A 13,148-nucleotide genomic window follows, 5' to 3' on the forward strand; every position below is an offset into this window, starting at 1 on the left:
GCGCATGGGGGGTGCGACTTGCCGGGTGATGGATGCCGGGGCGCGGCGTGTCGGCGAAAGGATGCGCCGTTGCGACGGCCGGCCGCCACCGGATGATGTGCCGTTGCGACCGCCCGGTGCCGGTGGGTGATTGACTAAGCGCGTGAGCGAGCTTCTCGCGCGGTGGCGGATGATCCCCTTCGAGCACGAAGGGGTGCGCCACGACGTCTACTACCGGGGCGAGGGGCCGCGAGTCATCCTGGTACCGGAGCTGCCCGGCGCCACCCCCGAGGTGATCGCCCTGGGCGAGCGCCTGGTTGCTGCGGGCTTTCGGGTCGCGATGCCGTCGGTGATCGGTACGCCTGAGCGTCCCATCAGCGGCGGGTACATCGCGGGCTCGGCGCTTCGTATGTGCGTCTCGCGGGAGTTCGCGGCCTTCGCCCGCCGCACCGACCGGCCGATCGCTCGCTATCTGCGGGCACTGGCCCGTCAGTTGCACGCGGAATGCGGCGGACCCGGCGTGGGTGTGATCGGCATGTGCTTCTCGGGCGGCTTCGCGCTTGCCGCTGCCGCCGACGAGAGCGTGCTGGCCCCGGTGCTTTCGCAGCCGGCGATGCCGCCTCCCATCGGAGCCGGCCGGGCCGCCACCGGGCTGAGCGTCATCGAGGAGGCGGCAGTCACCCGCCGCGCTGCAGACGGCCTGTGTGCTCTCGGGCTTCGATTCACGCAGGACCGCAGCGTGCCGCCGGAGCGCTTCGCCGCCTTCGAGCGTCTGCTCGGCGACGGCTGGCGCGCCTTCGAGATCGACTCGTCGCCGGGCAATCCCGACGGCATCCCTGCGAACGCGCACTCCGTACTGACGGATGCCTCGGCCGAGGTCCCCGGCCACCCGACCTATCGCGCGAACGAGCTGCTGGTCGAGTTCCTGCGGGAGCGCCTGGCCGGTTGAGCCGCAGACCGTCAGATCGTGAGGTCGATCGTCCCCTCGTGGGGACCGCCACACTGCTCGGAGCCGCCGACGCGCACCCACTCCGGCGCGACCGTGGACTCGTTCAGGAGCGCATCGTCGGCTCCGAATGCGCGAACGGTGACGGATTCTGGGGTCGACATCCCGAGGTCAAAGCTCCAGGTGCTGCCGTCCCGGTCGACGTAGTACCAGAGGTCGGCCATGTCAGCCGCGGTGTCGCCGGGACCCCTGGCGCACGTCTCACCGTCACAGATCGCGAGCGAGGTCACCGACGCGGAATCGCCGTACACGTTTACGGTCACGTGGTTGATCCATCCGACCGCGGGACACGCTTGTGACCACAGGGGACCGCCGCCGCATCCGCCGAGCGCGAGCGTGACAGCCGCGGCGGTTCCCACGAGCGCACTTCGCCGCCCCGCTGTCGTTCGCATCGGATGCCTCACGCGCCGGATTGTAGCTCCGGCACCTGACGCGCATCCGTGAACGAGCCAGCATGCGCTCGCGGGGTGGTTCGACGGGATTGGGCTTGTTCGCGGTCCCGGACCGGCGGTTAGGTGGTTGCGCTCGGGCGGCGCATCGGAACGTGCGGGATGTCGTCCTCCGAGAACGGCGGGCCCGAGATCTCGAACCCGAAGCGGCCGTACCAGTCGGCGAGCTGGGATTGCGCGTCGAGCACGATCGGGAGGCCGGGTGCCCGCTCTTCGCATCGGGCGACGGCGCGACGCATGAGCTCTGCCGCGATCCCGCGCCCGCGGGCTGCGGCATCCGTTGCCACGCGTCCGATACGCATCTGCGCCGGGTCGCGCAGAATCCGCAGTGTTGACAGCACCTCGTCGCCGTCGGCCGCCCACATGAGCTCTGCGCCCGGCTCGATGTCGCGGCCGTCGAGCTCCGGGTAGGCCGCGCGCTGCTCGACAACGAACACGCGAAGGCGAAGCCACAGCATCCGGTACAGCGTCTCGGGCGCGATCTCAGCAGCGGCGGCGCGGTGGTAGGTGACGGGCATGGCCATACCCTAGAGCCTTCCGCGGAGGGCTCCGGGGCCCGAGCGTCGGCGGTCGATGGCAGCATGGATGCATGCAGCAGCGCCCCCTCGGAAGAACCGGCCGTCTCGTCTCAGCGATCGGCCTCGGTACGTGGCAGCTCGGAGCGGACTGGGGCGCGGTCGACGAGAACGACGCGCTGGCGGTGCTCGCGGCATCCGCCGATGCCGGCGTGACCCTCTTCGACACGGCGGATGTGTACGGCGATGGCAGGTCGGAGAAGCTGATCGGACGGTTCCTCGCCGAGCGACCCGATCACGGCATCACCGTCGCGACGAAGATGGGCCGCCGCGTCGACCAGGTGCGCGAGAACTACACCGAAGAAGCGTTCCGGGGCTGGACGGAGCGTTCCCGCGAGAACCTCGGTGTCGAAACGCTCGACCTGGTGCAGCTGCACTGCCCACCGACCGAGGTCATTGCCGCCGACGACCTCTTCGATGCGCTTGACCGGCTCGTCGAAGACGGTCTCATCGGGGCGTACGGCGTCTCGGTGGAGACGTGCGAGCAAGCGCTCGCCGCCATTGCGCGCCCGGGCGTGACCAACGTGCAGATCATCGTCAATCCCTTCCGCCTGAAGCCCCTCGACGAGGTGCTTCCGGCGGCCGCCGCGGCAGAGGTCGCGATCTTCGCGCGGGTGCCGCTGGCATCCGGCCTGCTCTCGGGCAAGTACACGACAGCCACGACGTTCGCGAGCGATGACCACCGCTCGTACAACCGTCACGGCGAGGCCTTCGATCGTGGCGAGACCTTCTCGGGCGTCGACTTCGAGGCCGGGATCGCCGCGGCATCCGAGCTGGCTACAACGCTGCCCGACGGCGTCTCGCTGCCGGCCGCGAGCCTGGCCTGGATCGCCGCGCAACCGGGTGTCACCTCTGTGATCCCGGGCGCACGAACGCCCCAGCAGGCCGAGGCCAACGCCGCTGCGGGGGCACTGCTCGAACCCGGTTCCTTCGACCTCGACCCGTTCGACGCGGCAGTTCACGCCGTTTATGACCGTCACCTGCGAGAGGCGATCCACCCCCTCTGGTGACTCTGCGCCGCTGTCGGTGCGGGCCGCGGGTGTGACCGCGAAGCTCAGGCCCGCCGAGAAGGCCCGCATCGACGAATAGACTTGAGTGTTGTGACCAGCGCTGCACCCCTCCGCACCCTCGAGGTGAGGCATCTTCAGCTGGCGCGAGCCTTCTTCGCCGCGCTGGCGGCTGTGATGATCACGTTCTCGCCCGATCACTCGGCGGCCGTCGGCCTCGCCGTGTTCAGCGGCTTCGCCATTGCGACGGGTCTGATGTGGTTCGCCGCGGTGTGGCTGATTTTTCCGAAGGGCGACCGGTGGGCAGCGGTGCTGCTGGGAATTCTCGCCCTCCTCGCGGGAATGGCAACCGGGATGCCGGGGCTTCGCACCGACACGATGTTCTTCGTCGCCGTGATCGCCTGGGCCGTGCTCAGCGGCATCGTCGAGCTGGTCGCGGGAATCCGGGCCCGACGGATGATGCACCTGCCGCGTTCGCAGGGCCGCGATGCCATCACGATCGGCGCCCTCGGCATCCTGCTCGGCATCGGCCTCTTGGCCGTTCCGGTGCAGTACGCCCTGACCTACACGATCGAAGAAGCGGGACAGACCTTCACGCTGACCGGTATCACGATCGCCGTCGGCATTTTCGGGGGCTACGCGGCGATCGTCGCCGTCTACCTCGGTATCGCCGCGTTCTCGCCGCGCCAGACGGATGCCGAGGCTATCGAGCCCATCGCCGAGGCACCGGCGGAGAGGAAGCCATGACCGACAAGCCCACGCGCCGGGAGATCATGCGCCCCGTCCAGCTCCTCGGTCTCGCTTTCGCGGCTGCCCTGTTCGCGGGAATCGTGACGCTCGTGTCGATGGGGTTCTTCCAGCAGATCCCCGCGGAAGACGTGCAGAACGCTCTGGTCGTTGCGCTCATCGTCGCCGGAGTGACCTTCGTGGTCACCCTCGTCGCGCTCGCACTCCTGCTGCTGGCGATCGACCCCGCGCAGGTGACCAAGACCATCGATCGGCCCGTGCTGCTGGACGAGGAGCCCGACGGCGACGCCGCATCGGCGAGCACGCCCGATGACCGCGAGGCCGGCGGATCGACAGCACCAACCGCCTAACGCGCGGTCGGGGCTCAGTCGATCTCGGAGACGAGGTCCGAGGCGAGACCCGTGTACGTCGCGGGGGTGAGTGCGAGTAGGCGCTCCTTCGCGGCATCTCCGATGTCGAGACCCCGCACGAATTCCGCGAGTTCGGCAGCTCCGACCCGGCGCCCCCGGGTGAGGTCCTTCAGCAGCGCATAGGGGTCGCTGATCTGCGAGCGTCCCGCGACGATCTCGGCGCGCACCACGGTCTGGATCGCCTCGGCCAGCACCTCCCAGTTGCCGTCGAGGTCGGCATCCAGCGCGGCTTGCGCGAGCGAGATCTCGGTGAGCCCCCGGGCGAGGTTGTCGAGCGCGAGAAGGGAGTGGCCCAGGGCGACGCCGATGTTGCGCTGCGTCGTCGAGTCGGTGAGATCCCGCTGCAGGCGCGAGGTCACGAGTGTCTGCGCAAGGGTGGCCAGCAGCCCACCCGAGATTTCGAGGTTCGCTTCGGCGTTCTCGAAGCGGATCGGGTTGATCTTGTGCGGCATTGTCGACGAGCCCGTGGCTCCCGCAACGGGGATCTGCGAGAAGTACCCCAGCGAGATATACGTCCACACGTCGGTCGCGAGGTTGTGCAGGATGCCGCCCGCGTGCCGGATCCGGTCGTAGAGCTCGACCTGCCAGTCGTGTGACTCGATCTGGGTCGTAAGCACGTTGAACCCGATCCCGAGCGACTCGATGAACTCCCGCGAGAGAGCAGGCCAGTCGGTGTCGGGCTCTGCGGCGAGGTGGGCTGACCAGGTTCCCGTGGCGCCCGAGAATTTCGCGAGGAACTCGGATGCCGCGATCTGCCGCTCGACCCGCTCGAGCCGCCATACGAAGACGGCAAGTTCCTTGCCCATCGTGGTGGGGGTCGCCGGCTGCCCGTGGGTGCGTGAGAGCATCGGGGCGTCCCGGTGCTGGTGGGCGAGGGCGGCGAGCCGGTCGATCACGACGCGGAGTCGGGGCAGCCAGACCTGGGTGACGGCGCGCTGCACCGTGAGGGCGTAGGAGGCCGAGTTGATGTCTTCGCTCGTGCAGGCGAAGTGCGTGAGTTCGGCGATGTGCTCGAGCCCGAGTTCGGCAAGGCGGTCGCGCACCAGGTACTCGACGGCCTTCACGTCGTGGCGGGTAACTGCCTCTTTCTCGGCGAGCCAGGCGATTTCGTCGGCCCCGAAGCCGCGGTACAGCGCACGCAGGCGCTCCTTCTGGGCCTCCTCGAGTGGTGCCGTCCCGAAGAGCGACCGGTCGGTGAGGGCGATCAGCCACTCGACCTCCACCTCGACGCGGGCGCGGTTGAGGCCAGCCTCCGAGAGGTACTCGCTCAGGGGCGCTACCGCGACGCGGTACCGGCCGTCCAACGGACTCAGCGGCTGCTCGCCAAATGAGATGGCGTCGTGCTCACGGGGCAGGGAGGTCACGGTACTCCTGTCGGATCTGCGGTCCGGGCTCCCGTTACGCCGGGCGATGATCGCCTCAGGGCGCGGGGCGAAGCGCCGGCTCCAGCTGGCGGAAGAGTGCGCGGCTGGCGCTCTCGATCATACCGAGCACCTCGTCGAACATCGCCTCGTCGGCGTAGTACGGGTCGGGCACGTCCAGTGTCTGGGCTGAGGCATCGAACGACATCAGCAGGGCGATCTTGTCGGCATCCGTGTCAGAGTGCGACCAGCCCCGCAGGATCCGCTCGTGGCTGCGATCGAGCGCAAGCACGAGGTCGCTGCGGTCGAAGTCGGCTCTGCCGAACTGGCGGGCCCGATGGCGTGCGCCGTCGTACCCGCGCCGGGCGAGCGCCTCGATCGTGCGTTCGTCGGCGCGCTCGCCGACATGCCAGTCGCCAGTGCCGGCGCTGGTGGAGAGCACACGGTCGCCGACGCCCGCACTGTCGGCGAGGGCACGGAACACGACCTCGGCCATCGGGGACCGGCAGATATTGCCGGTGCAGACGAAGACGACGCGAAACGGCTCGACGGCGTTCGCGGTCATGCGTTCATTCATACCCCTCCTGCCCGGCGAGCGCATCAGTTCGTCGCCTCCTCCCCGGTTTCGCGGGAGGCCGAACCGTCGACAATACGTCACGGATGCCGCCTCCCGCGCCCCGAGGGTCGGGGACCGTGGAGGAATGGATGAGCTGTGGGCATCACCGGCGGCAGGCGTCGTGCAGGCACAGCTCGCGGCACTCGCATCGTGGGCTGACGACCTCGCTGCCGACGCGGAGGCGATCGCGCGGGTCGGCGGGTGGGAGACACCGGCAGTCGCGGAGTTCCAGATCGAGATGGCGAACCTCGTTGCCGCGTTGCGCGGGCTGCGAGAGCGCGCCCTCGATCTGCGCGCCGATGTCCGCGCGCAATCTCCGTGGCCCGTCGTGGGTGGGTACCACGGCTTCGGTCTGGCTGGAGCTGGGGCGTGAGCGATCTCGAGATCCGCAGCGGCGGTGCGATCGCTGTGGACACCGAGCAGCTGCGAGCGGTGGCCTGGCGGCTGCGGGAGTTCGGCATCCGTCTGGGCGAGTTCGCGGACCGGGCGCGCTGGGTGGCGACGGATGCCGAGGCAACCGCGTCCGGGTTCGGCGTTGATCTCGAGGCACGGTGGCTGGCGAGCGGTGCGGAGCGGGTTGCGGAGCAGCCGGCCGTGCTCGCTGCAGCGCTCGACGGGCTTGCTGCGGCGTATGAGCTCATCGAACTGCGGGTGCAGCAGGCAGCTGCGACGGCTGCTGGTGACACCGACGCGGCGAGAGCTATCGAATCCCGGATGGCGGTCCTGCAGCAGGACCATCCGGCTGCTGCGCGTGCCGCCGATACCGCGGTGTATGACTGGCGGGGGGATGGACCGATCGAGATGGCCCGCCAGGTGGCCGCTGCCACGTGGTGGATTCCCGGCATGGCACTTCCCCTCGCTGTGGGTGCCGGCATGCTCTGGAGCGGTGTCGCGCTCGCAGGACTCGGTCGAATGTCGCGGCCACCAGGATCGACGGGCCCTCCGGCGGCGGATGCGGCAGCTACCGGGACACCGACCCCTGGCACAGGGCACCGCGGTGGGACGCGGCACCCTGTGCCAGGTGGCCCGGCGACTTCCGTGCCACCCGCACCGACCGTCGTGCGCGCGGTAGCCCCGGCGGCAGTATCTGGGCCCGTGACGGGCTTGGCGGATGCCGCCCGCCGCGTGCCCGGGGCCGCTGAAGCCCGGATCCGCGTCGAGCGCTACGCGATGCCCGGCGGCGGGTCGCAGGCAGCGGTCTATATCGCCGGCACGCAGGCCGTCTCGGGCGGTTCGGGCGACCCGTTCGATATGCGGTCGAACCTCGAGCTGTACCGGGGTGAGCGTTCGGCGTCCCTCGAGTCTGTCGAACTCGCCCTCCGTGAGGCGGGAGTCGATCCGGGTGAGCCGGTTCACGTGTTCGGGCACTCGCAGGGAGCGATGCTCGCTTCGGCTCTTGCGCTCGAAGGCACCTACGACGTGCAGACCCTGATCACGTACGGCTCACCCGTCGAAGCTGCAGTCCCCGACGGCGTGCTCAGTGTCGGCATCCGTCACACCGACGATCCCGTCGCGGGACTCGCCGGCGGCGGTCACGCCGAGACGGTGGGCGCACCGGGCAGCTTTGTCGCTGAGCGGGTGGCCGACCCGGGCGGGGGTGTGCAGGACCTCACCCTGGCCGCGCACGGCATCGAGCGCTATGGCGAAACTGCCGCGATGGTGGATGCTTCGAGCGACCCGCGCGCCGCAGCACTGCGAGATCTGTGGAGCACGCTCGGTTCCGCCGAGCGCGTCGAGGTCACCGAGTATGCCGCCGATCGCGGCAGCGGCTAACCGTCAGCGGTCAGTCGTTGTTGCGGCGAGGCCGAAGGAGGATGCCGACGAACCAGTTGATGATCGAGATCAGAAGCGCAGCGACCACGCCCCACCAGAAGTCCTCGACCCGGAGGCCCCAGTTCCACCACTGGGTGAACCAGGCAGTCAGCCACAGCAGGAAGCCGTTGATCACGAGGGAGATGAGCCCGAGCGTCAGGATGTAGATCGGGAATGCGAGCACCTTGATCACCGTGCCGATGATCGTGTTCACGAGCGCGAAGATGAGCGCCACGAGCAGCAGCGTCAGCACGAGCTGCAGCGTCTCACCCGGTGCGAACGGAATCACGGTCACCCCGAGCGCGGGAATCAGGGTGACGATCCAGATCGAGAAGGCATTCACGACGATGCGGACGAGAAAGCTCATGTCGGCAGTCTTTCACGAGGGTGCAGACCGGTACAGTCCGGTCGTACCCTCGCCGCGGTCCTCAGATCGCCCCGGTCCTAAACTCATAGGGTGACCGACCCCGACCCGATCCCCGTTCGCGTACGCCCCGCGATCGCGGCCCTGCCGCCCTACAAGCAGGGTCGGCAGGCGGCTCCCGACGCATTCAAGCTCTCGAGCAACGAGAACCCCTACGACCCGCTTCCCGGCGTCATCGACGCGATCCGCGCGGTGACCGCGGTCAACCGCTACCCCGACGCGAGCGCGGCGCGGCTGCGCGACCGACTCGCCGCCGAATACGGCGTGAGCCCCGACGCCGTGCACATCGGCGCCGGAAGCGTCTCGCTCATCGCACAACTCATCTCCGCGACAGCGGGCCCCGGCGACGAGGTGGTCTACGCATGGCGGTCGTTCGAGGCGTACCCGTCCCTGGTTGAGGTGTCGGGCGCGACATCCGTGCGTGTTCCCCTCACCTCCGACGCGTGCCACGATCTGGCAGCGATGGCGGATGCCGTCACCGACCGCACCCGCATGATCCTGGTGTGCAGTCCCAACAATCCGACCGGGCCCGTGGTCACGCAGTCCGCCTTCGACGACTTCGTCACCCGCGTGCCGGGTGACGTGCTCATCGTGCTCGACGAGGCGTACGCGGAGTTCGTGACCGCCCCGGAGGCGGTCGATGGAGTCCGCGTGCTGCAGGCCGGGCATCCGAATATCGTCGTGCTTCGGACCTTCTCCAAGGCGTACGGCCTCGCAGGACTTCGCGTGGGCTACGGGATTGGTCATCCGCGGGTGCTGGATGCCGCGCGCAGCACCGCCATCCCGCTCTCTGTCACCGCCCACGCCGAAGAGGCCGCCCTCGCGAGCCTTGACGCGCGCGCCGAGTTGCTGGGGCGCGTCGCCGAGATCACCGAGCGCCGCGACGCGCTCGCGGCCGGTCTGCGCGAGCAAGGATGGCGCGTGCCGGAAGCCCAAGGAAACTTCGTGTGGCTCGCCACCGGACCCGACACGCTTGCTGTTGCGAATGCCTTCCACGACGGCGGAATCGTCGCCCGACCGTTCGCGGGCGAGGGCATACGCATATCCGTCGGAGAGCATGAGTCTGTGGACAGAGTGCTACGGATCGCGGGTTCCGTTGTAGAGGACCTCCCGGAAGGGCACCCCGCGCGCGGGTAGCGTAGGGACCGTGACCCAGCCAGAAGAACCTGAGCTCGTCCGCATCCTCGCCGCTGACGGCTCCCTCGCGCCCAATCCGGCAGCGGAGCCCTACCTCGATCTCGTGAACGGGCTCGCCGACTCCGACCTCGAGATGCTGTACCGCGACATGGTCGTGATCCGCGCGATCGACCGGCAGGCGACGAACCTCCAGCGCCAAGGCCAGCTTGCCTTGTGGCCACCGAGCCTCGGGCAAGAGGCGGCGCAGGTCGGCTCGGCTCGCGCGGCACGTCCGCAGGATCACCTCTTCCCCTCCTACCGCGAGCACGTCGTCACCCGCATCCGTGGTGTCGACCCGATCGGGATCATCAAGCTGATGCGCGGTCTCTCGCACGGCGGATGGGACCCGACAGATCCGGCCAACGGCAACACGCACATCTACACGCTCGTTCTCGGCGCCCAGACGCTGCACGCTACCGGCTACGGCATGGGTCTGGTCTTCGATGGACGCTGCGGCACGGGAGACCTGGACCGCGACGAGGCCGTCATCGTCTACTACGGTGACGGCGCCTCCAGCCAGGGCGATGTGCACGAGGCGATGGTCTTCGCGGCCAGCTACCGCACACCCGAAGTCTTCTTCCTGCAGAACAACCACTGGGCCATCTCGGTGCCGGTGGCAACCCAGTCCCGCACGCCGCTCGTGCGGCGCGGCGAGGGCTACGGAATGCCGAGCATCCGCATTGACGGCAACGACGTGCTGGCCAGCTACGCCGTCACCCGGCGCGCGCTCGACGAGGCGCGCAGCGGCGAGGGGCCCCGTGCGATCGAGGCGATGACCTACCGGGTCGGGGCTCACACCACGAGCGACGACCCCACCAAGTACCGCACCTCCGAAGAGGAGCAGTCGTGGGCACAGCGGGACCCGATCGTACGCATGCGGGCCTTCCTTGAGAATCGCGGCGCCCCCTTCACCCTCTTCGACGAGGTGGATGCCGAGGCCGCCGCGGCTGCCGACGATCTGCGCGTCCGCACGAACGAGCTCGGCGGGCTCGAGCGCGACTCGATGTTCGCGCACGTCTACAGCGATCCGCACCCGCTCATGGACGAGCAGCGTCGCTGGCTCGCCGATTACGAGGCATCCTTCGAGGGAGGCACCCGATGACCACTGTCTCGACCTCCACGGACCAGAAGCCCGCTGCGACGGCAGCTCCGGCATCCGGGCCCATGCCCCTCGGGCGAGCGCTCAACGCCGGCATGCGACAGGCTCTGGCCACGAATGACCGCGTCCTGCTCATGGGCGAAGACATCGGCAGGCTCGGCGGTGTCTTCCGCGTGACCGAGGGCCTGCAGGCCGAGTTCGGAGAGCGCCGCGTGCTCGATACGCCGCTGGCCGAGTCCGGCATCGTTGGCACCGCAATCGGGTTGGCGATGGCCGGATTCCGACCGGTCTGTGAGATCCAGTTCGACGGGTTCGTCTTCCCCGCGTTCGATCAGATCACCTCGCAGCTGGCCAAGATGACCAACCGCCTTGAGGGTGCGGTGCCGATGCCTGTCGTCATCCGCATCCCCTACGGCGGTCACATCGGCGCGATCGAGCACCACCAGGAGAGCCCCGAGGCCTACTTCACGCACACGCCGGGCCTGCGAGTGGTCAGCCCCGCGACCGCGGGAGATGCGTACTGGATGATCCAGGAAGCGATCGCGTCGAATGATCCGGTGATCTTCCTCGAGCCCAAGAGCGCGTACTGGCAGAAGGGGGAGGTCGATACGACCGCTCCGGCGCTCCCGCTCCACGCCTCTCGCGTCGTTCGCCGCGGCACCGACGTGACCCTCGTCGGCCACGGCGCGATGGTCGGCACCCTGCTGCAGGCTGCGGCGCTTGCCGAGTCCGAGGGGACCAGCTGCGAGGTCGTCGACCTCCGTTCGCTCTCGCCGGTGGACTATGGGCCCATCCTCGATTCGGTCCGGCGCACGGGCCGCATGGTCTACGCGCAGGAGGCCCCGGGCTTCACGAGCCTCGGCAGCGAGATCGCCGCTACCGTGACCGAGCGCGCGTTCTTTTCGCTCGAGGCTCCCGTGCTGCGGGTGTCGGCGTTCGACACCCCGTTCCCGCCCGCCAAGCTCGAGGGCACGTACCTGCCGGATGCCGACCGCATCCTCGAAGCCGTCGACCGCGCCCTCGCCTACTGAGCGCCGCGAAAGGACCGAGATGAGCACGCAGACCTTCGTTCTCCCCGATGTGGGGGAGGGCCTGACCGAGGCCGAGATCGTCACCTGGAAGGTCGCCGCCGGCGATTCCGTCCAGGTCAACGACGTGCTCGTCGAGATCGAGACCGCGAAATCCCTTGTCGAGCTGCCCTCGCCGTTCGCCGGCACGGTGGGTCAGACGCTGGTCGAGGAGGGCGTGACCGTCGCCGTCGGTACCCCGATCGTCACGATCGAGGCCGCCTCCGCCGATGCTCCGCTGTCGCAAACTGACGGTTCCGGCGCCGGCGAGTCGCACTCTGTGACAGCGGAAGCAGACGGGGCCGAGGGCGGCGGCGCCGTGCTCGTCGGATACGGGACCGGAGGGCACGTTACGTCGCGACGCCGCAAGCCGGCCGAGCGGCCGGTGACGGCATCCGTCGGGGTCATCGCCAAGCCGCCGATCCGCAAGCTCGCGCGCGATCTCGGTGTCGATCTTGCCGCCGTGACGCCGTCGGGCGAGGCCGGCGAAGTCACCCGTGAGGACGTGGTGAAACACGCCTCGCAGGCCAGCGTCTTCCGCAACATCGAGACTCCCGACTGGCCCGAGGTGCGCGAGGAGACGATCGCCGTTGCGCCGGCAGCGGCATCCGCGCCCCCCGCCCCGAACGGGGTGGCATCTCCCTTCGCACAGGCGGCGGGCCGGGTCGAGTCGATCCCGGTCAAGGGTGTGCGCAAGGCTACGTCGACGGCGATGGTGCAGTCCGCGTACTCCGCGCCGCACGTGTCGGTGTGGACGGATGTCGACGCGACGCGCACGATGGAGCTCGTCAAGCGGCTGAAAGCCTCCCCCGACTTCGCCGATGTCAAGGTCTCTCCGCTGCTGATCATGGCGCGCGCCGTCATCTGGGCGGTGCGCCGAACGCCGATGGTCAACGCTGCCTGGGTTGACGGCGATGCCGACGGCGGAGCCCAGATCAGCGTGCGGCACTACGTCAACCTCGGGATCGCTGCGGCAACCCCGCGCGGGCTTCTGGTTCCCAACATCAAGGATGCGCAAGACCTCAACATGCGCGAGCTCGCCCGGGCGCTTGAGAAGCTCACGCTCACGGCGCGCGAGGGCAAGACCACCCCCGCTGACCAGCAGGGCGGCACGATCACGATCACGAACATCGGGGTGTTCGGGATGGATGCCGGAACCCCGATCATCAATCCCGGTGAGTCGGGCATCGTCGCGATGGGCACGATCCGGCAAAAGCCCTGGGTCGTGGACGGTGAGGTGCGTCCGCGCTATGTCACCACCGTCTCGGGCTCGTTCGATCACCGGGTCATCGACGGCGACGGGATGAGCCGCTTCATCGCCGATGTCGCGTCGATCCTCGAGGAGCCCGCACTCCTGCTCGACTGACGGCTCGGGCCGCGCCGTCAGGCATGTGGTCGGCGTCTTCTCGTTTTGATAATG

Annotated in this window: 15 protein-coding genes; 10 read left to right on the top strand and 5 right to left on the bottom strand. The window is 69.0% G+C overall.

From position 1 onward, the window contains the following. Positions 1-142: 142 nt before the first annotated feature. Positions 143-928, top strand: coding sequence for a dienelactone hydrolase family protein (locus BGO47_RS00030; RefSeq protein ID WP_292706955.1), 786 nt, complete (start codon positions 143-145; stop codon positions 926-928). A gap of 11 nt (positions 929-939) precedes the next feature. Here BGO47_RS00030 and BGO47_RS00035 read toward each other — a convergent pair whose 3' ends face one another. Both BGO47_RS00035 and BGO47_RS00040 read right to left on the bottom strand, forming a co-directional pair. After that, positions 940-1,389, bottom strand: a complete 450-nt coding sequence (locus BGO47_RS00035) for a hypothetical protein (RefSeq protein WP_292706958.1) — start codon at positions 1,387-1,389, stop codon at positions 940-942. A 107-nt stretch (positions 1,390-1,496) separates the two neighbouring features. Continuing rightward, positions 1,497-1,952: a GNAT family N-acetyltransferase gene (locus BGO47_RS00040; RefSeq protein WP_292706961.1), complete on the bottom strand. Its 456-nt coding sequence runs from the start codon at positions 1,950-1,952 to the stop codon at positions 1,497-1,499. 71 nt (positions 1,953-2,023) lie between these two features. Between BGO47_RS00040 and BGO47_RS00045 the strand changes: the two genes are divergently transcribed. From BGO47_RS00045 to BGO47_RS00055, 3 genes are all read left to right on the top strand, one after another. After that, positions 2,024-3,019, top strand: coding sequence for an aldo/keto reductase (locus BGO47_RS00045; protein WP_292706963.1), 996 nt, complete (start codon positions 2,024-2,026; stop codon positions 3,017-3,019). A 90-nt stretch (positions 3,020-3,109) separates the two neighbouring features. Continuing rightward, entirely contained in the window at positions 3,110-3,763 is a 654-nt protein-coding gene (locus BGO47_RS00050) for an acyl-CoA synthetase (RefSeq protein ID WP_292706967.1), read from the top strand. Next, complete coding sequence (locus BGO47_RS00055) at positions 3,760-4,113, top strand: amino acid transporter (protein WP_292706970.1); 354 nt, start codon at positions 3,760-3,762, stop codon at positions 4,111-4,113. Before BGO47_RS00050 ends, BGO47_RS00055 begins: the two co-directional genes overlap by 4 nt. A gap of 14 nt (positions 4,114-4,127) precedes the next feature. Here BGO47_RS00055 and purB read toward each other — a convergent pair whose 3' ends face one another. Both purB and BGO47_RS00065 read right to left on the bottom strand, forming a co-directional pair. After that, positions 4,128-5,537 carry an adenylosuccinate lyase gene (gene purB, locus BGO47_RS00060; RefSeq protein WP_292706973.1) on the bottom strand — a complete coding sequence of 470 codons (1,410 nt, stop codon included), beginning with the start codon at positions 5,535-5,537 and terminating at the stop codon, positions 4,128-4,130. Positions 5,538-5,592: 55 nt separating this feature from the next. Next, entirely contained in the window at positions 5,593-6,099 is a 507-nt protein-coding gene (locus BGO47_RS00065; protein WP_292706976.1) for a low molecular weight protein-tyrosine-phosphatase, read from the bottom strand. A gap of 136 nt (positions 6,100-6,235) precedes the next feature. Between BGO47_RS00065 and BGO47_RS00070 the strand changes: the two genes are divergently transcribed. Next, a complete protein-coding gene (locus BGO47_RS00070; RefSeq protein ID WP_292706979.1) occupies positions 6,236-6,523 on the top strand; it encodes a hypothetical protein in 288 nt (95 codons plus the stop codon). Then, positions 6,520-7,923: an alpha/beta hydrolase gene (locus tag BGO47_RS00075; RefSeq protein WP_292706982.1), complete on the top strand. Its 1,404-nt coding sequence runs from the start codon at positions 6,520-6,522 to the stop codon at positions 7,921-7,923. Before BGO47_RS00070 ends, BGO47_RS00075 begins: the two co-directional genes overlap by 4 nt. 10 nt (positions 7,924-7,933) lie before the next feature. Here the strand turns inward: BGO47_RS00075 and BGO47_RS00080 are convergent, their stop codons facing one another. Beyond that, positions 7,934-8,329, bottom strand: a complete 396-nt coding sequence (locus tag BGO47_RS00080; protein WP_292706985.1) for a phage holin family protein — start codon at positions 8,327-8,329, stop codon at positions 7,934-7,936. A 90-nt stretch (positions 8,330-8,419) separates the two neighbouring features. Here BGO47_RS00080 and BGO47_RS00085 point away from each other — a divergent pair, with 90 nt between their 5' ends. The 4 genes from BGO47_RS00085 to BGO47_RS00100 all read left to right on the top strand — a co-directional run bounded on the left by BGO47_RS00085 (position 8,420) and on the right by BGO47_RS00100 (position 13,094). Next, positions 8,420-9,523, top strand: a complete 1,104-nt coding sequence (locus BGO47_RS00085) for a histidinol-phosphate transaminase (RefSeq protein WP_292706989.1) — start codon at positions 8,420-8,422, stop codon at positions 9,521-9,523. Positions 9,524-9,533: 10 nt separating this feature from the next. Further along, complete coding sequence (locus tag BGO47_RS00090; protein WP_292706991.1) at positions 9,534-10,664, top strand: thiamine pyrophosphate-dependent enzyme; 1,131 nt, start codon at positions 9,534-9,536, stop codon at positions 10,662-10,664. 62 nt (positions 10,665-10,726) lie between these two features. Continuing rightward, the gene (locus BGO47_RS00095; RefSeq protein ID WP_292707801.1) at positions 10,727-11,692 is read left to right on the top strand and encodes an alpha-ketoacid dehydrogenase subunit beta; all 966 of its coding nucleotides are present in this window, start codon (positions 10,727-10,729) and stop codon (positions 11,690-11,692) included. Between the two features lie 19 nt (positions 11,693-11,711). Beyond that, on the top strand, positions 11,712-13,094 hold the full coding sequence (locus tag BGO47_RS00100) for a dihydrolipoamide acetyltransferase family protein (protein ID WP_292706994.1): 1,383 nt from the start codon (positions 11,712-11,714) through the stop codon (positions 13,092-13,094). Positions 13,095-13,148: the final 54 nt, after the last annotated feature.

Origin of the sequence: Microbacterium sp. 67-17, assembly GCF_001898325.1 — a bacterium.
Lineage (GTDB): Bacteria > Actinomycetota > Actinomycetes > Actinomycetales > Microbacteriaceae > Microbacterium > Microbacterium schleiferi.